19 protein-coding genes are annotated in these 23,860 nt (G+C 49.4%); 18 read left to right on the top strand and 1 reads right to left on the bottom strand.

The features are described from left to right. Positions 1–36: 36 nt before the first annotated feature. The 18 genes from ABGV42_RS17720 (at position 37) to ABGV42_RS17635 (ending at position 22,545) form a co-directional block, all read left to right on the top strand. Positions 37–912, top strand: a complete 876-nt coding sequence (locus tag ABGV42_RS17720; RefSeq protein WP_347382816.1) for a phosphoribosylaminoimidazolesuccinocarboxamide synthase — start codon at positions 37–39, stop codon at positions 910–912. Between the two features lie 546 nt (positions 913–1,458). Next, on the top strand, positions 1,459–1,704 hold the full coding sequence (gene purS / locus ABGV42_RS17715) for a phosphoribosylformylglycinamidine synthase subunit PurS (RefSeq protein WP_090904903.1): 246 nt from the start codon (positions 1,459–1,461) through the stop codon (positions 1,702–1,704). Positions 1,705–1,708: 4 nt separating this feature from the next. Then, positions 1,709–2,398 (top strand): phosphoribosylformylglycinamidine synthase subunit PurQ, encoded by a 690-nt coding sequence (purQ, locus tag ABGV42_RS17710; protein WP_095288457.1) that lies wholly within the window; start codon positions 1,709–1,711, stop codon positions 2,396–2,398. Next, positions 2,376–4,619: a phosphoribosylformylglycinamidine synthase subunit PurL gene (purL, locus tag ABGV42_RS17705; protein WP_347382815.1), complete on the top strand. Its 2,244-nt coding sequence runs from the start codon at positions 2,376–2,378 to the stop codon at positions 4,617–4,619. The genes purQ and purL overlap by 23 nt, the downstream gene beginning before the upstream one ends. Then, positions 4,604–6,082: an amidophosphoribosyltransferase gene (purF, locus tag ABGV42_RS17700; protein ID WP_347382814.1), complete on the top strand. Its 1,479-nt coding sequence runs from the start codon at positions 4,604–4,606 to the stop codon at positions 6,080–6,082. The genes purL and purF overlap by 16 nt, the downstream gene beginning before the upstream one ends. Before the next feature lie 11 nt (positions 6,083–6,093). Then, positions 6,094–6,534 (top strand): immunity 26/phosphotriesterase HocA family protein, encoded by a 441-nt coding sequence (locus ABGV42_RS17695; protein WP_347382813.1) that lies wholly within the window; start codon positions 6,094–6,096, stop codon positions 6,532–6,534. A 250-nt stretch (positions 6,535–6,784) separates the two neighbouring features. Further along, entirely contained in the window at positions 6,785–7,825 is a 1,041-nt protein-coding gene (gene purM, locus ABGV42_RS17690; RefSeq protein WP_347382812.1) for a phosphoribosylformylglycinamidine cyclo-ligase, read from the top strand. Further along, positions 7,825–8,442, top strand: coding sequence for a phosphoribosylglycinamide formyltransferase (gene purN / locus ABGV42_RS17685; protein ID WP_347382811.1), 618 nt, complete (start codon positions 7,825–7,827; stop codon positions 8,440–8,442). The genes purM and purN overlap by 1 nt, the downstream gene beginning before the upstream one ends. A gap of 335 nt (positions 8,443–8,777) precedes the next feature. Continuing rightward, on the top strand, positions 8,778–10,325 hold the full coding sequence (gene purH / locus ABGV42_RS17680) for a bifunctional phosphoribosylaminoimidazolecarboxamide formyltransferase/IMP cyclohydrolase (protein ID WP_347382810.1): 1,548 nt from the start codon (positions 8,778–8,780) through the stop codon (positions 10,323–10,325). A gap of 119 nt (positions 10,326–10,444) precedes the next feature. After that, a complete protein-coding gene (gene purD, locus ABGV42_RS17675) occupies positions 10,445–11,710 on the top strand; it encodes a phosphoribosylamine--glycine ligase (RefSeq protein WP_347382809.1) in 1,266 nt (421 codons plus the stop codon). Between the two features lie 651 nt (positions 11,711–12,361). Beyond that, positions 12,362–13,702 (top strand): hemolysin family protein, encoded by a 1,341-nt coding sequence (locus ABGV42_RS17670; protein WP_347382808.1) that lies wholly within the window; start codon positions 12,362–12,364, stop codon positions 13,700–13,702. Between the two features lie 347 nt (positions 13,703–14,049). After that, positions 14,050–15,132: a hemolysin family protein gene (locus ABGV42_RS17665; RefSeq protein ID WP_347382807.1), complete on the top strand. Its 1,083-nt coding sequence runs from the start codon at positions 14,050–14,052 to the stop codon at positions 15,130–15,132. 250 nt (positions 15,133–15,382) lie between these two features. Beyond that, complete coding sequence (locus ABGV42_RS17660; RefSeq protein ID WP_431523625.1) at positions 15,383–16,333, top strand: ring-cleaving dioxygenase; 951 nt, start codon at positions 15,383–15,385, stop codon at positions 16,331–16,333. A gap of 14 nt (positions 16,334–16,347) precedes the next feature. Continuing rightward, a complete protein-coding gene (locus tag ABGV42_RS17655; RefSeq protein ID WP_347383280.1) occupies positions 16,348–16,953 on the top strand; it encodes an alpha/beta hydrolase in 606 nt (201 codons plus the stop codon). Between the two features lie 231 nt (positions 16,954–17,184). After that, on the top strand, positions 17,185–19,476 hold the full coding sequence (locus tag ABGV42_RS17650; RefSeq protein WP_347382806.1) for a beta-glucosidase family protein: 2,292 nt from the start codon (positions 17,185–17,187) through the stop codon (positions 19,474–19,476). Between the two features lie 215 nt (positions 19,477–19,691). Continuing rightward, positions 19,692–20,582, top strand: coding sequence for an alpha/beta hydrolase (locus ABGV42_RS17645; RefSeq protein WP_347382805.1), 891 nt, complete (start codon positions 19,692–19,694; stop codon positions 20,580–20,582). Positions 20,583–20,644: 62 nt separating this feature from the next. Continuing rightward, positions 20,645–21,937 carry a threonine ammonia-lyase IlvA gene (ilvA, locus tag ABGV42_RS17640; RefSeq protein WP_347382804.1) on the top strand — a complete coding sequence of 431 codons (1,293 nt, stop codon included), beginning with the start codon at positions 20,645–20,647 and terminating at the stop codon, positions 21,935–21,937. Positions 21,938–21,948: 11 nt separating this feature from the next. Beyond that, positions 21,949–22,545, top strand: a complete 597-nt coding sequence (locus tag ABGV42_RS17635) for a GNAT family N-acetyltransferase (protein WP_347382803.1) — start codon at positions 21,949–21,951, stop codon at positions 22,543–22,545. Positions 22,546–22,627: 82 nt separating this feature from the next. Here ABGV42_RS17635 and ABGV42_RS17630 read toward each other — a convergent pair whose 3' ends face one another. Beyond that, the gene (locus ABGV42_RS17630) at positions 22,628–23,596 is read right to left on the bottom strand and encodes a hypothetical protein (RefSeq protein ID WP_347382802.1); all 969 of its coding nucleotides are present in this window, start codon (positions 23,594–23,596) and stop codon (positions 22,628–22,630) included. Positions 23,597–23,860: the final 264 nt, after the last annotated feature.

Here is a 23,860-nt window from a genome sequence, read left to right as displayed (position 1 = left end):
TATAGCCTTACATCTCCTGAAAGAAGGTGAGCCTCCATGGCACTGTCCACAGCGGCAGATCTCGTTAAAGTACCTCTGTTATATAAAGGAAAAGTACGTGAATTGTACGACCTGGGGGAACATTTTCTGATTGTGGTCACGGACCGGATTTCAGCCTTTGACTACGTTTTGGACCCGGCGGTGCCCGAGAAGGGCAATGTGCTGAATAAACTCAGCAGCTTCTGGTTTGAACTGACGAGCAAAATGATGGACAACCACGTGGTTCATACGGACGTGAACCTTCTCGGTGATCTGATCGTTGACCCGGAACTTCTGAAAGATCGCATCATGGTAACACGCAAAGCCGAACGCATTGATATCGAATGTGTCGTGCGCGGATACATTACCGGAGGCGGATGGAGACAATATGAGAAAAGCGGAGAAGTGAACGGTATCAAACTGCCGGAAGGACTTCGCAAAAACGCCAAGCTCGAAAGCCCCATTTTCACCCCGGCAGCCAAAAATGATGTAGGTCATGACGAAGATATCCCGATGGATCGCATGAAAGAACTGGTGGGAGATGAGCTTGCAATCGAGCTTCAGGAAAAAAGCCTGCGTCTGTACGAATTCGCCAGGGATTACTGCGATCAGCGTGGCATTATCCTCGCAGACTGCAAATTCGAGTTCGGCATTGTGGATGGCAAGGTCATCCTGATCGACGAAATCTTCACCCCGGATGCATCACGCTTCTGGGCCAAAGAAAATTACGCACTCGACATCGAGATCGACAGCATGGACAAGGAGCCGGTGCGTACCTATCTGGCAGGAACCGATTGGGACAAAAACAGTAAGCCTGATCCACTGCCACAAGCGGTGGTAGAGGCAACAACGGCAAGATACGTCGATATTTATAACCGTTTAACGGAAAAGTAAGTTTGAGCGAGCTGCGGGAAAGTTTGGCTTTCGATCGCTGTTGCCCCCGGAATGTTTTGATTTGAATCCTTTTTTCAAAAGGAAACATTCCGGTTGCAAAGGCGACCGCTTCGCTTCTCCAGCTCAAATCTTTCCCTCCGCCAGTGTCAAACTGGGGAGGAGGCAATTTAGAGGATTGGCTTCCTTCAGGTAGGGAAGACAGAAAAAGTTGCGAGATAAAAAACACTGGTTACGCATGTAACTTGAAGACCATTACATCGATTCACGTAATGGTCAGGCCTGACCATTACCCACCGTGCAACGTAAAAGATTTTAGCCTTTCAAAAAACGCCGCATGAACTAGCGGAGGGGCGGAATTGTTCTTAAAGGAGCGATAGCGTTCGCCTTTGTCCCCGGGTTTTGACCGCAGAGCGGTTCAAAAAAACCAAAAAAACCTGGGGACAACAGCGACCGGAAGAACAATCCGCCCCGGAGCAAGCTCCCAAAGCCCTTTTTTAACAGCATAAAGCATTTATCCCGTTCATTACTGAGGAGGAACATAGGATCATGATCAAAGCAACCGTCTATGTCACTATTAAGCAAAGCGTACTCGACCCGCAAGGAGTAGCCGTTCAAGGCGCCCTGCACTCGATGGGATTCAATGAAGTGGAAAGTGTACGGATCGGTAAAGTCATGGAACTGAACCTGGATACAACTGATCGCGCAGAAGCGGAAAAACGTTTGACTGTCATGTGCGAGAAGCTGCTGGCCAACACCGTTGTTGAAGATTACCGCTACGAATTGGAGGGTTAATCCCATGAAATTTGCAGTTCTTGTGTTTCCTGGCTCCAACTGCGACATTGACTGTTACAAGGCAGTGGAAGATGCCATTGGGCAAGAGGTTGATTATGTATGGCACACGGCAACGGATCTTTCGGCATATGACTGTATCCTGGTTCCGGGTGGCTTCTCCTATGGAGACTACTTGCGTTGTGGGGCGATTTCCCGCTTCGCACCTGTAATGAATGAGGTAGCCAAAGCTGCTGAACAAGGCAAATATATCCTTGGAATCTGCAACGGATTCCAGATCCTGACCGAAGCTGGATTGCTTCCGGGGGCGTTGATCCGCAATATGTCACTGAAATTCCGTTGTCATGATACGGTATTGAAAGTAACGAATGCAGATACGCCATTTACACGTGACTATGCACCTGGGGAAGAAATTATCATCCCGATTGCTCATGGTGAAGGCAATTATTACTGCGATGAGGAGACGCTCGCGAGTTTGCAGGCGAACAACCAGATCGTATTTACGTATGGCAGCAACCCGAATGGTTCCCTAGGCGATATCGCAGGAATCTGTAATGAGGGCGGAAACGTGGTCGGCATGATGCCGCATCCGGAGCGTGCGGTGGATTCACTGCTGGGCTCGGAAGACGGCAAACGTATGTTTACATCTATTTTGAAAGCATGGAGGGATCGGCATGACGCAGCAGCTATCCGGTAAGGAACCGACGGCAGAACAGGTCGCAGAACATAAACTTTACGCACAAATGGGCGTGTCGGACAGCGAGTATGAGCTGATCTGTGAATTCATGGGACGCAAGCCGAACTACACGGAAATTGGTGTATTTAGCGTTATGTGGTCCGAGCACTGTGCATACAAAAACTCCAAGCCGTTGTTGCGCCGTTTTCCAACCAGTGGACCGCGTGTCCTGATGGGACCGGGTGAAGGTGCCGGGATTGTAGATATCGGCGATAACCAGGCTGTTGTTTTCAAAATTGAAAGCCATAACCACCCTTCCGCTGTAGAGCCTTATCAAGGTGCAGCAACAGGTGTAGGCGGCATCATCCGTGATATTTTCTCCATGGGTGCAAGACCGGTAGCCCTGTTGAACTCACTTCGTTTCGGCAAGCTGGAGAGCGACCGCGTGAAATACCTGTTTGAACATGTCGTATCCGGTATTGCCGGTTATGGTAACTGTATCGGGATTCCAACGGTAGCCGGGGAAGTGATGTTCGACGAAAGTTATGAAGGCAATCCACTCGTAAATGCGATGTGCGTAGGCTTGATTGATCATGACAAGATCCAGCGCGGTGTAGCCAAGGGTGTAGGAAACCCGGTGTACTACGTTGGTCCTCCAACTGGCCGCGATGGAATACATGGCGCAACATTTGCATCGGTAGAACTGACGGAAGAATCCGAATCCAAGAAGACAGCGGTTCAAGTCGGCGACCCGTTCATGGAGAAACTCGTGATGGAGTCCTGCCTTGAACTGATCGACACAGGCATTGTGCTTGGTATTCAGGATATGGGTGCTGCTGGCCTGACATGCTCCAGTGCGGAGATGGCAAGTAAAGCGGGTAACGGTCTGGAGCTGTATCTGGATCAGGTACCACAGCGTGAAGAAGGCATGACGCCTTATGAGATGATGCTATCCGAGTCTCAGGAACGGATGCTGTTCGTGGTTGAGCCGAAGGATGAAGCCCAAGCGATGGAGATTTTTGAACGTTGGGGCGTGATCTGTGCGAAAGTCGGTAAAGTTACCGATGACGGACGTCTGAAGCTGTACCACCACGGCGAAGTGGTTGGGGACATGCCAGTAACGGCATTGGTGGACGAGTGTCCGGTGTACAACAAGCCATCTTCTGTGCCGGCTTACTACGAGCAAAGCGCTTCAATCGACACCCTGCGTTACGATGAAGTGTCGGATCTCGGCGGAGCGTTGAAACAGGTATTGGCTTCGCCAACGGTTGCAAGCAAGAAGTGGGTTTACGATCAATACGACTACATGGTTCGTACAAGTACAGCCGTTCGTCCGGGTTCGGATGCAGCCGTGGTAACGATTCGCGGAACACGCAAAGGTCTGGCAATGACAACGGACTGTAACGGACGTTACGTTTATTTGGATCCTGAAGTGGGTGGCCGGATTGCAGTTAGTGAAGCGGCTCGCAATATTGTATGTTCCGGTGCAGAGCCACTGGCGATTACGGATAACCTGAACTTCGGTAACCCGGAGAAGCCGGATATTTTCTGGCAGATGGAAAAAGCGGTAGACGGTATGGCGGAAGCTTGCCGCGTGCTGGATACACCGGTTATTGGTGGTAACGTGAGTCTGTATAACGAAAACGCCAAAGGCTCGATCTATCCAACGCCAGTGGTCGGTATGGTAGGTCTCGTTCATGATACGGATCATATCACGACCCAAGGATTCAAATCCGAAGGCGATGTGATCATCCTCCTCGGGGAGACCAAAGCGGAGCTGGGCGGCAGCGAGCTGCAATACGCAGTTCACGGCAAAACGGAAGGCCGTCCGCCGCAGCTTGATCTGAACACCGAGAAGGCGCTGCTCAGTACTGTACTTGAAGCGATCCAATCCGGACTTGTTCGCTCGGCGCATGACTTGTCTGAAGGCGGTTTGGCTGTGGCATTGGCAGAATCCTGCATCAGCGGCAACGTTGGTGCACAGGTGAATGTGGAAACTGCACTGCGTGCGGATCATGCACTCTTCAGTGAGAGCCAATCCCGCGTTCTGCTGTCCGCTTCGCCGGAGCAAGCAGGCAAACTTGAAGCTTTTGTACGTGAGCGCGGTGTACCTGTAGCTGTTATTGGACGTGTGGAAGGAAGCAACTTGACGATCGAATTGAACGGAACATCAGCCGTGAACGAACCCGTAGGAGGTTTGGCTCAGGTCTGGGAGGATGCGATTCCATGTCTCATGAACTGACGACAGGACAGTGGTGGACAGGCGATTATTATAACGAAGGGTCCGGTAAGGAAGGACTCGATAAACTGAAGGAAGAATGTGGCGTATTCGGGGTATTCAGACACCCTGATGCTGCTTCGCTCTCCTATTATGGACTGCATGCGCTTCAACATCGGGGCGAAGAAAGTGCAGGCATGTGTGTGAGTGATGGTACTCAGTTTAACTACCATCGTGGTATGGGTCTGGTGAAGGAAGTCTTCACCAAAGACCTGATGCAGACCTTGTCTGGTGATATTTCCATCGGTCACGTTCGGTATTCCACGAGCGGGGACAGTAAACTGACCAATGCACAACCCCTGGTTTTCAAGTATCGTGACGGGGACTTGGCTGTTGCCACGAACGGGAATATCGTGAATGCACCAACGATTCGCCGTGAGCTGGAACAGAGCGGGTCGATCTTCCAAACAACTAGCGATACGGAAGTTATTGCGCATTTGATTGCACGTTCATCGAAGGGTTTAGTGGAAGCAGCAAAAGATGCATTCCAGCGGATTGTGGGTGGTTATGCATTTCTGATCATGACCAACGACAAGCTGCTGGTGGCTTCCGATCCGCACGGGTTGCGTCCGCTGACGATGGGCAAGCTCGGAGATGCATATCTGTTCGCATCCGAGACGTGTGCACTCGAAACGATCGGCGCAGAATTGATTCGCGATATTGAACCTGGTGAACTGCTGGTGCTTGACGCAGATGGTCTGCACGAGGATCGCTTCGATCATCACAAACACCGCAAGGCACTGTGTGCAATGGAATATATTTATTTTGCCCGTCCGGATAGTGACATGAACGGGTCCAACCAGCATGCTGCCCGGAAGCGGATGGGTGGACGCATGGCGATTGAATCATTCGTGGATGCCGATCTGGTAACAGGTGTACCGGACTCCAGTATTTCCGCGGCAATAGGATACGCTGAGCAAACCGGGATTCCGTATGAAATGGGCATGATCAAGAACAAATACACCGGACGTACGTTTATCCAGCCTAGTCAGGAATTGCGTGAACAGGGCGTGAAGATGAAGCTGAGCGCGGTGCGCCGCGTCGTAGAAGGCAAACGCGTTGTCATGATTGATGATTCTATCGTACGGGGGACGACTTCCCGCCGGATCGTGAACATGCTGCGTGATGCCGGAGCAACGGAAGTTCATGTGCGCATTACATCGCCACCTTTCAAAAACCCGTGTTTCTATGGCATCGATACGCCTGACAGCCGTGAATTGATCGCCTCACAGCTGTCGGTGGAAGAAATTTGCCGTGAAATCAATGCGGACTCTCTGGCGTTCCTCAGTCCTGATGGACTGATTGCATCGATTCAGGGAGATAATCAGGATGATTACAAAGGCGGGCTCTGCCTCGCTTGTTTCGATAATGATTACCCAACCAACCTTGACTTCGGCGGCGAAGAGAAATTCGGCTGTAGCTGTTAGGAGATAGGCTTATGGGAAGGAAAAGCTATAATGAGGGCGATATTTTTCTGATCCCGATGCATGATGGACGGTTTGCCGTGTGTCAGATTGTATGTGCGCTGCGAGGCCGCTTCAAAAAGGCGTTTTCGTTCGGCGTGATGAGCATTCAGCGTGACGAAACCTTAAGTTTGGAAGATCGCGATTTTCTTGTCTATTCTTACATGCAGCGCAAGAGCAGCGTGATCTTCACCTCACCAGCACTTCTGAGAGATGGAACATGGAGAATTATCGGTAACCTCCCGATGACACCTGCGAAGAAGGAACTGCAAGTATTCCAGTGCGCCGGGAGTTTGTATGACGGAGACGAATTCATTCGGATGATTCCACCAGTAGAGTACAGCCTGTACATTACACTGGGTGTAGCTGGATTTGAATTGGTACAGAATCATCTTTTAGAGATGAGCAAAAATTAATAAATTGGACTATCCATTTACACAAAAACGGAGAGGACAGAAAAAACCTGAAGAAGCGAAGCTAAAAGCTTTCTGAAAGAAAGCTACATCGGAAGCATAGGCTTCGCCTTTATCACCGGATTTTCCCTTTGAAAAAAGGGAATCAAAAAATCTGGGGATAACAGCGATTGGAAGGTTATTCTGTCATCGGAGTGTTACGGTGTAAATATCTTTAGTTCAATTTATACAAGATACGAAGGGTGCGATGGTAGTGTCAGAAGCATATAAAAAGGCCGGCGTCGATATCGCGGCAGGTAATGAAGCGGTTGAACGGATGAAAAAACACGTGAAGCGTACCTTCCGTCCGGAAGTGATGACAGATCTGGGCGGATTCGGGGCCCTCTTCGGTTTGAACAAAGACAAATATGATGAGCCGGTGCTCGTTTCCGGCACTGACGGCGTAGGAACCAAGCTGAAAATCGCGTTTGCCATGGACCGTCACGATACCATTGGAATCGACGCTGTGGCCATGTGTGTGAACGACATTGTGGTGCAGGGCGCGGAGCCGCTCTTTTTCCTTGACTACCTGGCATGTGACAAAGTCATCCCCGAGAAGATCGAAGCCATCGTTGCCGGAATCGCTGAAGGATGTCACCAGTCCGGATGTGCGCTGATTGGCGGAGAAACGGCTGAAATGCCGGGCATGTACAGCGAAGGGGAATACGATATTGCCGGATTTACAGTGGGGATCGTGGACAAAGCCAAAATCATCAACGGTACGACCATCTCTCCAGGTGACACGGTGATTGGACTGGCTTCCAGCGGTGTACACAGCAACGGATTCTCGTTGGTGCGCAGACTTTTGCTGGAAGAGGCCGGGTTGGATCTGCATGAGGAAGTAGCTGAGCTGGGCGGCAAGCTGGGTGATGCACTTCTGGAGCCAACGAAAATTTATGTAAAACCACTCCTGTCCTTGCTGGAAAAGGTCAACGTCAAAGGCATGGCTCATATTACGGGTGGCGGCTTTATCGAGAACATCCCACGGATGCTGCCGAGCAGCGTCAATGTAAATATCGATTACGGCTCCTGGCCGATCCTGCCGATCTTCAACCTGCTGCAGGAAAAAGGATCGGTCTCGAACCGGGATATGTTCACCACGTTTAACATGGGGATCGGACTTGTGCTGGTCGTGAACGAAGCAGACGCGAGTGAAGCTCTGGAACAGCTGAAAGCCTCTGGTGAAGAAGCGTACATCATTGGACGTGTGACTGAAGGAGATGCGCGAGTAACCTTCACAGGAGCGGATGTTTAATGGCGAACTACCGAATTGCCGTATTTGCCTCTGGTGAAGGGTCGAACTTTCAGGCATTGGTGGATGCAGCAAAAAACGGAGGGTTGGATGCATCCGTAGACTTGCTGGTCTGTGATAAACCGGCTGCACGTGTTGTGCAGCGGGCCAAGGATGCAGGCGTGGATTGCCATCTGTTTACTCCGAAGAATTATGATTCCCGCGAGGCCTACGAGGCCGAGATCGTGGAAGTGCTTGAATCCAAAAACATTGACTTGGTTGTTCTTGCCGGATACATGAGATTGCTGACTTCAGTCGTAGTGGATCGGTACGCAGGACGGTTGATTAACATCCATCCATCCTTGCTTCCCGCATTTGCTGGCAAGGATGCAATCGGACAGGCATTGGAGTATGGCGTGAAAATTACCGGGGTAACCGTGCACTTTGTGGATGGCGGTATGGACACCGGGCCGATCATTGCCCAGCATCCTGTGCCGATTCTGCCTGGGGATACGGCGGAATCGATCAGCCGTTCCATTCATGCGGCGGAACAGCAGTTGTACCCGGAGGTTGTTTCCTGGTTTGCTCAGGGACTGGTCAAGTTGGAAGGCCGTCAGGTTACAGTGCGGAAATTGGATTGATATAAGGTGGACTACATTTACACATGAACGGAGAGGGCAGAAATAAACTGGAGAAGCGGAGCGTTCGCCTAAAAGCTTTCTGAAAGAACGCTGCACCGAAAGTATATGCTTTATTCCTGGATTTTCACTTTCAAAAAAAGTGTTCAAAAAATTGGGGAATAACCGCAATCGGAAGTTTGTTCTGACATCGTCAGTGGTTCATTGTAATAACATGCGTTCAGCTTATATAGTAGAGTCGAAAATTGGTACGCATTTTGTGATATTTCTCGGGAAATAAATCGGCTGTGTTTCGTCATGAAACGCGGGGCCATGGGACATTAAAGGAGGAGCATATTGTGAGTATCAAAAGAGCTTTGGTCAGTGTGTGGGATAAAACAGGCATCGTGGACTTTTGCCGCGAGCTGTCGCAAATGGGAGTGGAGATTATTTCGACAGGAGGTACAAGCAGCCTGTTGTCGAAGGAAGGCGTACCTGTGATCGGGATTTCGGATGTGACCGGATTCCCGGAAATTATGGACGGACGTGTCAAAACTCTGCATCCAGCCGTTCATGGCGGTTTGCTGGCTGTACGTGACAGTGAAGATCATAAACGCCAGATGGAAGAGAATGGACTGGATTATATCGATTTGGTAGTCGTAAACCTATACCCATTCCAGGACACCATTGCGAAGCCGGATGTAACCTATGAAGATGCAATTGAGAACATCGATATCGGTGGTCCTACCATGCTTCGTTCTGCAGCCAAGAACCATGCTTTTGTTAGTGTTGTTGTCGACACAGCAGACTATGGCAAAGTGCTGGAGGAAGTTCGCAGCAGTGGGGATACCACGCTGGAAACACGCAAACGGCTTGCGGCAAAAGTTTTCCGTCATACGGCGGCTTACGATGCGGTTATCTCTGACTATCTCTCCAACCTGAATGGTGATCCACTGCCAGAGCGTCTGACGGTGACTTACGAAAAAATCCAGGATTTGCGCTACGGCGAAAATCCGCATCAACAAGCGGCATTCTATCGTAAACCGCTTGCTGCTCAAGATACATTGACAACAGCCGAGCAATTGCACGGCAAAGAGTTGTCTTACAATAACATCAACGATGCCAACGCAGCATTGCAGATCGTCAAGGAATTTGTAGAGCCTGCTGTTGTTGCCGTTAAGCACATGAACCCTTGCGGGGTTGGCATTGGCGAAAGCATCTATGAAGCTTACAGCAAAGCGTATGCTGCTGATCCAACGTCCATCTTTGGCGGTATTGTAGCAGCCAACCGGATTATTGACAGCGACACAGCTGCCAAACTGAGCGAGATTTTCCTGGAGATCGTGCTGGCTCCTGATTTTACGCAAGAGGCACTGGACATCCTGACGAAGAAGAAAAACATTCGTTTGCTCAAAACGGGTGAGTTGAACGCAGCTCGTAACCGGGCGAGCCAATTCGCAGTGACTTCCATTGACGGCGGCATGATCGTACAACAGAGCGATGTGCATTCCATTGAAGCGAGTGAACTGAAGGTCGTTACAGATCGTGCACCTTCCGAAGAAGAGTTGAAACAGCTCCTCTTTGGCTGGAAAGTAGTTAAGCACGTGAAATCCAATGCGATCGTGCTTGCGGCGAATGACATGACCGTTGGTGTGGGCGCTGGACAAATGAACCGCGTTGGTGCAGCCAAAATTGCCATTGAACAAGCTGGCGAGCAAGCAAAGGGTGCTATTCTGGCATCTGATGCATTCTTCCCGATGGGCGATACGCTGGAACTGGCAGCGAAGGCAGGAATTACAGCTGTTATCCAACCAGGCGGTTCCATTAAGGACGAAGAGTCCATCAAAGTAGCGAATGAGTATGGTATTGCCATGGTCTTCACAGGCGTTCGTCATTTCAAACACTAAGAATCGAAACCAAAGCTTCACACGTTGATGAACAAGCGAATAGGCTTGTTCATCCTCATTTTCAGCACATTAGATCAATAATGAGCGAAATCTGGAATTCATGAGGGGGAACGGAACGAATGGATATTCTGGTAGTGGGCGGCGGCGGCCGGGAGCATGCGATTATCTGGGCACTGGCGAAAAGTCCGAAGGCGGGTAAGATTCACTGTGCGCCAGGAAATGCAGGCATTGCACAGCTTGCCGAATGTCACCTGGTGGCAGTGAATGAATTCGATAAATTAAAGGCCCTTGCCGTGGAACTGAAGGTGGATCTTGTGGTCATTGGTCCGGATGATCCGCTGGCTGACGGGATTGTGGATGCATTTGATTCCACAGGCATTCCGGTCTTTGGGCCTCGTCGCAATGCAGCGGAGATTGAAGGAAGCAAAACATTCATGAAGGATCTGCTGCAGAAGTACAACATCCCAACGGCAGCCTATGAGAAATTCGACAATTACGAGCAGGCTCAGGCTTATCTGAATGCACAGTCAATTCCCGTGGTCATCAAGGCTGATGGTCTGGCAGCCGGTAAAGGCGTAACGGTCGCTTATTCCCGCGAGGAAGCGGATCAGGCACTACGCAGTATTATGGTGGAGAAAGTATTCGGGGAAGCAGGAGCCAAAGTCATTATTGAAGAGTTTCTGGCAGGGCAGGAAATGTCCATTCTGGCATTTGTCGACGGCGAGACGGTTCGTCCAATGGCCGCTGCACAGGATCATAAGCCTGTTTACGACGATGACAAGGGGCCTAACACGGGTGGTATGGGTACATACTCACCACTGCCACATATCCCGAATTCAATTATCGAAGAGGCTGTTGAAACGATTATCAAGCCAACGGCCAAAGCCATGGTATCCGAAGGACGTCCATTCCGCGGCGTACTGTTTGCAGGACTCATGATCTCACCGGACGGCAAACCCAAAACGATTGAATTCAACGCTCGTTTTGGTGATCCCGAGACGCAGGTTGTACTTCCGCGCCTCAAAACGGATCTGCTCGACATTTTCTGGGCCACCGTGCATGGCAAACTGGCAGACCTGGAGATCGAGTGGAGCGAAGAGGCTGCCGTATGCGTGGTCCTTGCATCGGGAGGGTATCCGGGGCCGTATGCAAAAGGCGTAGCCATTGAAGGTCTGGATCAGGTCAGCGATGCTGTCGTCTTCCACGCAGGAACGGCACGCAGCGAATCCGGAGAATGGGTCACGAATGGTGGACGTATTCTTGGGGTTGTGGGTCTTGGAGCCGATATTGCCGAAGCTAGAAACAAGGCTTATGCCGAGGCGGAACGTATCCGTTTCGAAGGTAAGCATCAGCGATCTGACATTGCTGCCAAAGCTTTGGTGTAAATAGTTATTATGGAATATGGGGTCCGCCCGACGAATGCCTTCAGATTTGAAGCATGGCATTCGTCGAGCGGGCCTTTTTTGTGTTGAGTCATTCGATTAGAAATATGTTTCAGCTGGATAACTCCAAGGGTAGTAGTGTTATAAAATCGGTCTATTCTATACATAACTTTGTTAGGCATATAAGTAACTTATTACATGAATTAAGCCATTTGTGAACAAAATATTCATGAATATACGTGCAAGATAATCCAAACCATGACGTACAACTGGATGGTTTGATTCGGAACATGTTATACTTTTCTGAAACAGGAATGAACAAGAGGGGAGGTGGATATCTATTGGGAAGGCGATATTGTAAACTGTCCAAATGGAGAATTAAGGTGGAGTAAATCGGAGAAACAATCTAACAGCATGAGGGGCAGCCCTATTTTAAGTGAAGTGGTTTCTTAATGTGATTGACTTCATCCTGAATTCCTGTTTTGCAACTTACAAGGTCTGTGTGCAGCATATAGCAATCTTGTCATTATTGATTTTGATTTTATATATGCATACGCCCAATTTAACTACAATCAGCTGTGCGGCCGTTAACGGGGTTAACGAGCGCTGCTGTAACTATTTCTGGAGGTGAATCCCTGAGAATCGGGGAAATCATTGGACATAATTACCATCGTGAATTTAGCATTACTTGTTCTCTTGATTGCATTGACTGCTTTTTTTGTGGCATCCGAATTTGCGGTTGTTAAGATTCGTACATCAAGAGTGGATCAACTGGTTGCCGAAGGTAACAAAAAGGCTGTGCTCGCCAAGAAAGTTGTTTCCGATCTGGATTACTATCTATCTGCCTGTCAGCTCGGTATTACGGTAACCGCTCTTGGACTTGGAGCATTAGGTAAGCCGACCGTCGAGAGATTGTTATATCCGGTATTTGAGTACCTCAATATTTCACCGGCTATTTCGTCAGTGGCCTCCTATGCGATTGCCTTTATCCTCGTGACGTTCCTTCACGTGGTTGTCGGTGAGATGGCACCCAAAACCATGGCGATTCAATTTTCGGAGAAATTGACGCTGATGCTCTCGCCATCGCTATACTGGTTCGGAAAGATCATGTATCCTTTCATCTGGGCGCTCAATGGTGCATCCCGCGTCCTTCTGCGGATGTTCGGTGTGAAGCCTGCAGGACATGACCAGGCCTATTCCGAGGATGAGATCAAAATCATCATGAACCAGAGTTACGAAGGCGACGAGACGAATCAAACCAAGCTGTCTTATTTGGAAAATGTGTTTGTGTTTGATGAACGGGTCGCGAAAGATATTATGGTTCCGCGGACAGAACTTGTCACATTGGACCAGGAGATGACTTACGACGATATCATTCCAGTGCTCGATGAGCATAACTATTCCCGTTATCCAGTCATTGAGGAAGGGGATAAGGACCGCATTGTCGGCATGGTCAATGTCAAGAAGATACTGCCGGATATGGTTGCCCAGAAGCAATACCAACTTGCCGATTTTGTCCGTGAGATTCCATTCGTATCCGAGATTACACGAATCCAGGATGCCATGATCAAAATGCAGCAGGAACGTGTGCATATGGCCGTGGTGGTGGATGAGTACGGCGGAACCTCGGGTATTCTCACGATGGAGGATATTCTGGAGGAGCTTGTCGGTGAGATCCGTGATGAATTCGATGCCGATGAAGTGGCTGACATTCAGGAAACGGGAGAGAATCAATATCTGATTAACGGCCGGGTGCTTCTGGATGAAGTGGAGCGGCAGTTCGGATTGATTTTCGAAGGCAATGAGGAGATGGACACCGTCGCCGGCTGGATTCAGTTCCAGAAGGGTGTGGGTGTAGAAAATGGCGATACGGTTGTGCACGGTGATTATGTGTGGACCGTAGTGGACACCGACAACTATCACATTAAGCAGGTTCTACTTGAACGAGTAAATGGAGCCCAGGTCGAAGAAGCAACGAGCGATTTGGCTAACTAAATCCGTTTGAGTAATTAATATGGCTACGTAGTAGTGCAGGGAACGGAATCAATTCTGGAGAAGCACAGCGTTCGCGTTTGTATACAAATTTTGACCTCTTTAGATGTCTGTTTCATAAATTTATTAATCACATGATAACGAAGAGGACAGAAAAAACCTGAAGAAGCGGAGTGTTCGCCTTTATCACCGGATTTTCAACCCTATTAATTAGGAAAAGAAAAAATCTGGGGATAACAGCGATCGGAAGGTTGTTCTGTCATCGGAGTGGACCAATGTAAGATTCATCAGAAATTTATAACCATTAAAATGTTCAACTTGGAGGTGAATCCCTCACTCGAGGGAAATCATTGGACGGAATAATAGCATTGAATTTATTTTTAGTAGCCGTATTTATAGGGCTCACTGCCTTCTTCGTCGGTGCTGAATTCGCCATTCTGAAAGTGCGGATGTCACGAATTGATCAGCTGATCTCCGAAGGCAACAAAAAAGCGGTCATGGCCAAGAAAGTCGCACACAATCTGGACTATTACCTATCCGCATGTCAGCTGGGGATTACGATCACGGCTCTCGTTCTGGGAGCCTTGGGTGAACCTACGGTTGAAAAAATGCTTCATCCGCTGTTCGAGCGACTTGAAGTGCCAGCAGCAGTGTCGACGGTACTATCCTACGGGATTGCCTTGGCGATCATTACGTTTCTGCATGTGGTTATTGGTGAGCTCGCCCCCAAAACGCTGGCGATCCAATTTGCAGAGAGAATGACGCTTTTACTTGCACCACCGCTGTACTGGTTTGGTAAGATCATGAATCCGTTCATCTATGCCCTCAATGGAGCTGCACGGGTGCTGCTCGGGATCTTTGGCATCAAGCCTGCCGGACACGATACGGTTCACTCCGAAGAGGAATTGAAGCTGATTGTAGCCCAGAGTTACGAGAGCGGGGAGATCAATCAGACCGAGCTGGACTATCTGAAAAACATTTTTGCGTTTGATGAGCGTCTGCTGCAGGAGATTATGATTCGCAAAGAAAAAATTGTTACGCTGAACAAGGAAATGCCGCTTAATCAGGTCATTGAAGTGCTGAATCGGCACGAGTATACGAGATACCCAGTCATTGCGAACGGGGATGCGGCTCGCTTTATCGGCTTCATTAATACAAAAGAAATGCTGACCAGTGTGGCTGCAGGCAGATCATTCAGCATGGATGCCTACATTCATGACATGCCTGCTTTTTCAGAGAAATCTCCGATTAAGGACGTTCTGATCCAAATGCAGCAGAGTCGGGTGCATATGGCGAGCGTTCAGAATGATGAGGGTGCCACAATAGGTTTGGTTACGATGGAAGACATTTTGGAAGAAATCGTAGGGGACATCAAGGATGAATACGAACACAAAGATCTGGTGAATCCACCCAAACGATTGAAATTGACTTAAAAAGGACTCAAGAGAACAGGTTTCCGATTCTTTCGGGGACCTGTTTTTTGTGCGAAATTCTGCTAAGCAGGGGTTAACAACAGCAACGGTGCAACAATCTTAATTTTAAAACAAAAAGCTTGCAATTCGATCACCAATGGATTAATATAAATTTAAAGAATCTTAAATTAAAGATAAATAAACAAACAACAATGAATAACGAACCGCTACATTCAACCATGATAAAAGTAAAACTAAGGGAGTGGAGATTATGTTCAGAACTTCAGGTATCCATCACGTTACGGCTTTTGTAGATGATGCACAAAAAAATGTAGACTTTTATGCAGGGGTATTGGCCCTGAGACTGGTGAAAAAAACAATTAACTTCGATGCACCGGATGTCTACCATCTGTATTACGGAAATGAGGATGGGGCGCCAGGTACAATCATTACCTTCTTCCCGCACCAAAATGCCATGAGAGGTGTCATTGGTTCCGGACAGACCGGAGTGACGGTATATGCGATTCCGGTGGGAAGTCTGCCATTCTGGAAAGAACGTCTCGCTTCCTTCGATATTCCGTTTGAAAACAAAACAAGATTCGGTGAGCAATATATTCGCTTCTTCGACAAAGGCGGCCTGCTGCTTGAACTGGTTGAACGCGAAGAGGGCCAGCCAAGTAAATGGACATTCAACGGTGTAACTCCTGAGCATGCCATCAAAGGTTTTGGCGGCGCAGTCCTGTTCAGCCATGTTCCTGAGAAAACCACTGACGTGCTGGTTTCCATGCTCGGCCTGGAGCAGGTAGGGGAAGAGAATGGATTGATTCGCCTCCATGCGACCGGTGACATCGGGCAAATCATCGACGTTCAATCTACCGGATTCCAGCGGGGAATTGGTGGAGCAGGTACGGTGCACCACATTGCGTGGCGTGCAAAAGATTATACAGAGCAAGAGCAAATGCAGCGGGATCTGGAGAAAGCAGGCTATCATCCAACCCCTGTAATCGACCGTCAGTACTTCAATGCCGTGTATTTCCGGGAACCGGGAGGCATATTGTTCGAACTGGCTACCGATCCTCCGGGATTTGCACGGGATGAACCTCAGGAGAGCATGGGCGAGAAACTGATGCTGCCTGAATGGTATGAACCACAGCGTGAACAGATCGAGAAATTGCTGCCACCCATTCAAGTACGTGAGTGGAAAGGAGAGTCCAAATCATGACTACAACCAATACGATGAAACATATTTATAAAGCAGGTGCACAGCCGGATTCCCCAACGCTGCTGCTGCTTCACGGGACAGGTGGAACCGAGGACGATCTGGTAGGTCTTGGCGAATTGATTGCCCCAGGAGCAGGCATTCTGGGCGTACGCGGTAACGTGTCGGAGAACGGGATGCCCCGTTTCTTCCGCCGCTTGGCCGAAGGGGTCTTTGACGAAGAGGATCTGATTGCACGGACAGCGGAGCTGGGTGCCTTTGTGGATGCAGCGGCTGCGGAGTACGGGTTCGATCGCAGCAATGTCTACGCACTTGGTTACTCTAATGGTGCCAACATTGCGGCTAGTTTGATGTTCCATCAGGCTGACGCATTCAAAGGCGCAATTTTGCATCATCCTATGGTACCGCTGCGCGGACTCGAACTGCCTGATCTGAACGGATTGCCTGTTTTCATCGGTGCAGGAGAGAACGATCCGATTGTGCCGAAACGGGAAACGGAAGAACTGGCTTCACTTCTTAGCGGTGCAGGCGCAGACGTGAAAACACACTGGGAGCGTCAGGGCCATCAGTTGACCCGTACCGAGGCATTGGCTGCGGCAGCATGGTTTAAAGCCCAGGTGTAAACCTGATTATTCGATCCGGATAATGAATTTCGGCGCCAGTCTATATCGGCAAGACAACGGGACAGCTTGATCTGAAAGGATCGGGCTGTCTTTCTTTGTTTATCAAAACGAATGAATTACTGGTGTTATGTAAACGTTACTAACCGGGTAATCATTTGAATGCTTACTACATAAGCTTGTATGCTTAGTTAATATAGCAATGTAGCACCATCATGAACTGGAGGGGTTATTATGGAACGAAACATCAAGGAACTGGTACAGCAGATGACACTGGAAGAAAAAGCAGGCATGTGCTCAGGACTGGACTTTTGGCATTTGAAAGGAGTGGAGCGTCTCGGTATCCCATCCATCATGGTGACAGATGGGCCGCATGGCTTGCGGAAACAGGACGGAAGTGCGGATCACCTGGGCTTGACGTCGAGTGTGCCGGCGACCTGCTTTCCATCCGCAGTAGGCTTGGCCAGCTCTTGGGACACCGAACTGGCGCGTCAGGTTGGAGTGGCGCTGGGTGAAGAGTGTCAAGCTGAAGAAGTTAGCGTATTGCTGGGACCCGGCGTTAATATTAAGCGTTCGCCGCTGGGCGGAAGGAACTTTGAATACTTTTCCGAGGATCCACTTCTGTCTACACGCATGGCGACGGGCCATATCCAGGGTGTACAGAGTCAGGGCGTGGGTACATCGCTGAAGCACTTTGCGGTGAATAATCAGGAGGAGCGGCGTATGTCCATTGACGCAGTGGTGGATGAGCGTACGCTCCGTGAGATTTACCTTGCCAGTTTCGAAGGTGCGGTGAAGGATGGTCAGCCCTGGACGGTGATGTGCTCCTACAACAAGGTGAACGGTACATATGCAGGTGAAAATGAGTGGTTGCTCACCGATATTCTGAAGGAAGAATGGGGACATGAAGGTCTTGTTGTATCTGACTGGGGTGCTGTAAATGAGCGTGCAGATGCACTTTCCGCAGGGCTGGAGCTTGAAATGCCCGCAAGCGGCGGAATCGGAGAGCGGAAGGTAATCGATGCGATTGAGAACGGCAAGCTGTCCCTGGAGAAGCTGGACCGGGCGGTGGAACGTCTGCTTATACTCATCTTCAAGGCAGCGGATCAGAAGCGTAAGGGCGCTACCTACAATAAGGAGGAGCACCACCAGCTTGCCCGTAAGGTGGCATCGGAGAGTATGGTTTTGCTGAAAAATGAAGATCAGCTGCTTCCGTTGAAACGTGAAGGCAAGCTGGCGCTAATTGGAGCCTTTGCCCGTAAACCGCGCTTTCAGGGCGGAGGAAGCTCCCACATCAATCCGACCCAAGTCGATGATATTGTTGAAGAGATGACCCGACTTGCAGGAACGGAGACAGAGATCACGTATGCCCCGGGTTACCGCATTGAAGCGGATGATGTGGATGACCAGCTCATGACAGAAGCGGTTCAGGCTGCGCAGGCTGCGGATACAGCCGTCGTTTTCGTCGGTTTGCCCGACCGCTATGAATCCGAAGGATATGACCGCGCCCATCTGCGCCTGCCAGATAACCATATCCGCCTGATTGAAGAGGTGGCCAAAGTGCAGTCACGTATCGTTGTCGTGCTCAGCAATGGTTCACCAGTGGAAATGCCTTGGCTGCCGCAAGCGAAGGCTGTACTCGAAGCCTATCTGGGCGGGCAGGCTGTTGGCGGAGCGATTGCTGACCTGTTGTACGGCGAGGTAAATCCTTCTGGCAAACTGGCAGAGACGTTCCCTGCACAGCTGAGCCATAATCCGTCTTTCCTTAACTTCCCGGGTGAAGGAGATCGGGTTGACTACAAGGAAGGTATCTTCGTAGGTTACCGATACTATGACAAGAAGCAGATCGAGCCGTTATTTCCATTCGGCTATGGACTGAGCTATACGACGTTTGAATATACCGATCTATCGGTGGACCGGAATGAACTGACAGACCAAGATGAAGTTGAAGTGCGCGTGAAAGTCACCAATACCGGAGACAGAACGGGCAAAGAAGTCGTTCAGCTGTACATCAGTGATGTGGAAAGTACGGTGATTCGTCCGGTGAAGGAACTGAAGGCATTTGCCAAAGTGGAGCTGGAGCCGGGGGCTTCCGAGGTGGTTCGCTTTACCTTAAACAAACGGTCGTTTGCTTATTACAATGTGGATATGAAAGACTGGCATGTAGAGACTGGCGAGTTTGATATTCAAGTGGGCAGTTCTTCCAAGGACATTCATCTGATTAAACGTATTAAAGTGGAGTCCACGGCAACGTTCATTCCCACATACACACGGAATAGCACACTCGGCGACATCCAGCGCGATCCGGCAAACAAAAGGCTGTTGGAAAAAGCCATGCAGCAATTCCAGGAAGCCAGCGGCATGGGTGGCGATGATGCAGGTGAGCATGCGGATATGATGGCTGCCATGATGAAATATATGCCGCTGCGTGCCCTGGTCGCTTTCAGTGGGGGAGCGATGAGCGAAGAAGCCATGAATCAATTGCTGGATCAGTTGAATAGCAAGGATCATGGAATTAGGGCGTAGCCCATGATTGATAGGGTAAGTAAATGAAATGCAATAGGTAGAGAATACAATCGTCTTAAACGCCAGTTTATTGTGGACCCGATCCTTGTATGGATCGGGTTTTTGGTTTGCTTTTACAGGAGGAATTATCCTATACTTAAGTAATTGATAATCATTTTCAATTAGAGCGATAGGACTACAAATGACGATGTTTGTAATCAGGTCAGGAGGGGAGCATGAACGCTATTCATTCCAATCATTCGTATGGTTCAAGTGCATTTATCCACACACGAGATGGCCGCAAGCTTCATTATATGTCCAAAGGAAGCGGCAATCCGATTGTCGTTTTTGAATCAGGTATGGGCTTTTCCAGATCGGCGTGGGGACTCGTGGTGCCTCAAGTGGCTGAACATACGCAGTCTGTGGTCTATGACCGTTCTGGCCTGGGACGGAGTGAGGCCGACACGGAGCAGCGGAGTCTCCGCAGGCTTGCAGAGGATCTGGGGGATCTGCTGACTGCACTTGGGCCAGGTCCTTTCATTCTGGTGGGGCACAGCTGGGGAGGGCCAATCGTCAGAGCTGCGGCAGCTGGAGATCTGTCTCGCATTAGAGGACTGATCCTGGTCGATCCATCGGACGAGAACTGTGAACTGTATTTCTCCACTATGGCCAAAACCAGTTTTGCCGTGAACCGTTTCCTGCTTCCTTTGATGGCTCGTACAGGACTGTATCGGAAGATGGGCAGTAAGCCGGGCCAGGTTCAACCGGATGATGTTGCGCAGGATCACCAGGAGGAAGACTTCACTGTACAGGCATCACGTACCATGGCTGCTGAATCGGTGACGTTTCTGGATGATTTGGCCTCCTTACGGCATACTCCTCCTGAGCTGGGGAATCTGGAAGTGAGTATCATTTCAGGTACGAAAGCAGGAAAGGGAGAACAAAAAATAAGACCCGCCATCGTGTCGGCCCACCGCAAGACAGTCCAAGGGCTAGCGAACGGACAATGGATCGAAGCAGGCCAATCCGGTCATATGGTCACGTTTACCGACCCGCAGATTATAATTGATGAAATTTTGCGGATGGCAAATGATTCAGGCCTTGGCGCAAGCTTAGGTCAAAAGTGATACAATAACAGAAAAAGCAATGCTTGCATTGCCAACCAAGACAAGCGGAGTGTGGAGAAGAGATGAAACCAGTGGAACAAGAATCAACGGAAAACAAAAGTTCTGGCCATGCCGGTGTTGGCATGGAAGATATCGTACGGGCACATCATGTGCTGCGTGAAGTTATTGTAAGAACGCCTCTGCAGCGGGATGCTGTATTGTCGGCCAAATATAATTGCAATGTGTACCTCAAGCGGGAAGATCTGCAAGTGGTGCGCTCTTTCAAAATTCGGGGTGCCTACAACATGATCCGCAGTCTGACTCCGGCTGAGCTGGAGAAAGGCATTGTCTGCGCAAGCGCAGGCAACCATGCACAGGGTGTTGCCTTTTCCTGTAATGCGCTCGGAATCAACGGCAAAATCTTCATGCCGAGTACGACACCGAATCAGAAGGTCAAGCAGGTACGACGCTTCGGTGGGAGCAACGTGGAAGTTGTGCTGATCGGTGATACGTATGATGATGCTTATGCCGAAGCCATGCGTGCATGTGACGAACAGGGCATGACGTTCATTCACCCGTTCGACCAGCCAAAGATTATTGCAGGTAATGGTACAGTGGCGATGGAGATCATGGAAAGCCTGGATGAGAATGCAGATTACGTATTTGTTACGATTGGCGGTGGTGGACTCGCTGCTGGCGTTGGAACCTACATGAAGACGGTTAGCCCGGAAACACGCATCATTGGTGTGGAGCCTCTGGGTGCTGCTTCGATGAGTGAGGCCATGTTCCGTAAACAGGTTGTCACGCTGGATGATATTGATAAATTCGTGGATGGTGCTGCAGTGAAGCGGGTCGGAGATCTGACCTACAACATCTGCAGCAGCACGCTTGATGACATCGTGAAGGTACCGGAAGGCAAAGCCTGTACCACTATCTTGGAGTTGTACAATGAAAATGCAATCGTGGTCGAACCAGCAGGTTCGCTGGCTGTTGCTGCACTGGAGCAATACCGAGAGCAAATTATGGGCAAAACCGTGGTATGCGTAATTAGCGGCGGTAACAACGACATCGACCGGATGCAGGAGATCAAGGAACGTTCCCTGATTTATGAAGGTCTGAAATATTACTTCATGGTGAATTTCCCGCAGCGCGCAGGGGCTTTGCGTGAATTCCTGGAGGAAGTGCTCGGACCGAATGACGATATCACCCGGTTTGAATATACGAAGAAGCATGATAAGGAGAACGGTCCTGCCTTGGTAGGCATTGAGCTGATGTACAAGGAAGATTATCAGCCTCTGATTGAACGTATGAATCGCAAAGGCATTGCCTATACCGAGCTGAACAAAAATCTGAATCTCTTCAACATGTTAATCTGATGAAGGATTCCATGATGAAGCCGGATCGGAACGAGCCCCATCTCCAGCTGCGACCAGCACGCAGGGAGGATGCAGAACAGGTCATCCTGCTGCTCTATCAGGCGATAGGAGACATTGCATATGCGCTGGCGGGTGAGTCCAATCACGAGCAGGCGATGCAGATTTTGAAGCAGTTTTATATGCAGGAGGACAACCGGATCAGCTATCGCCATGTCACAGTAATGGAACACGGTGAGCACATTGCCGGTATTCTCGTAGCCTATGACGGTAGTGAAGCGGAACGTCTGGACCAGCCGATTCTGGATCGGCCTGGACGCAGTCAGGATGAGAAATTTGCCTTAATCAAAGAAACTCGTCCCGGCGAATATTATCTGGATACACTGTCGGTAAGCGAAACGTATCAAGGACAGGGTATCGGGCGGGCTCTGATGGCTGTTTTTGAGCAGCAGGGAAGGGAGCTCGGGCATGATCGTGTGGCTCTTATTGTCGAGCGTGATAATGGTCGTGCCTTGATGCTGTATGAACGGCAGGGATATACGAAGGATGATGTCATTGTCATTGCAGGACATGAATATAACCATATGATCAAGCCGATTCAGCAGGGTTGATCACACTGAAAAACCGTCACGGGAGCAACCTGTGGCGGTTTTGTTTTTGTAACGGATATATTCCTTAATGCGATGAATGGTGTTAGAAGCCGGTGTAGCCGCCAGTTGGCACTTTCTGCTCCAGCCACTTTTCCACGGCAGACGTCTTCTGGTATTTTGCTTCGGTTACCACGTCCATGAAGGCACCAAGCTTAGTCAGCAAGTCACTGTCCGCAGGTGCGTTCCGTTGTAAAACAGCCCTGTACCCTTTCTGGGCGTTGGCCACCATGGTGTTGGTTTCGTAATCAAACAGCGGTGTATTGTTCAGGCCATAAAATGTATACAGGGTATAATTGTTCAGCAAATTTCGTACCTGCTTGACCCGATTGGACTTCGGATAATCCTGCAGGAAACGTTCCTGATTCAATGCCCGGTTCAGGATTTCCTGATACCCAATGATAAGTGCGCCATCCTCAGCAGCCAGATTGCTGGTCTCGACCGCCATGATGTTGATGTACTGCTTGATATCCGGTTTGACATGCGAATTATACTTTTGAAAAGCCATATAATTCATGATCGGATAAAGGGAGCCTTCCAACATCACGAGACGATAGCCGCTATCCCGGGCTTCCTTCAGCAATGCGCGGAGTTCCGAGTCTTTGGTACGCTCCATCAGTTGGGTGAAACTGTCGTTCCACTTATATGCTTTGATCATCTTGTCCTGAACATTGGGAACCAACATGCGGTCCGTCATGGCTGTTAATCCCTTGATGCGGGCATTCTCCAACTGCAGCACCATTAGGGTCGCATGATGGGGTGTTACTTTATCGATATTGGATTCCAGATAGGTGTCAGCGGCGGATAAGCCGTTCTTTTTTTGGAGTGTGGATTGAAACGTGTTATAAATGGCGGTCGAACTGCTGGTGGTTACTTTGGCATCGGAATCGGAGGGCGCTGCTGCAGCCATTCCCGTTATACCCGCGGCACCGGACTGCATCAATACAGCAGCGGCTGTGGCTGTCATGAGCATGCGGAGCCCTTGGCGTCTGGCAGATGAGTACAATGATGTCATTAATGTAAACCTCCCATGGATTTTAAAAATACAAACTGAATGATTTTTTATACATTAACTCAATTTGCTACCGATGTTGTTTCGGAATAATGACAAAATGTTCTGTTATTTTTAACCTTTCGCAGGTAGATGGTGGAAGAACTTTTCTGCGAAAATATTTTTGGAGCGATTGGAAACTTTTGATCAGGTCCAGACGTCTTAGATGTGCACAGGAAATTACAGGAATATAATCAAGTGAAAGACGCTCTAATACAATTCAATTCA

The sequence above is a fragment of the Paenibacillus pabuli genome, from assembly GCF_039831995.1.
Classification (GTDB): domain Bacteria; phylum Bacillota; class Bacilli; order Paenibacillales; family Paenibacillaceae; genus Paenibacillus; species Paenibacillus pabuli_C.
Note: the sequence above shows the minus strand (reverse complement) of the source record. Positions and strands in the feature narration are given on the sequence as shown.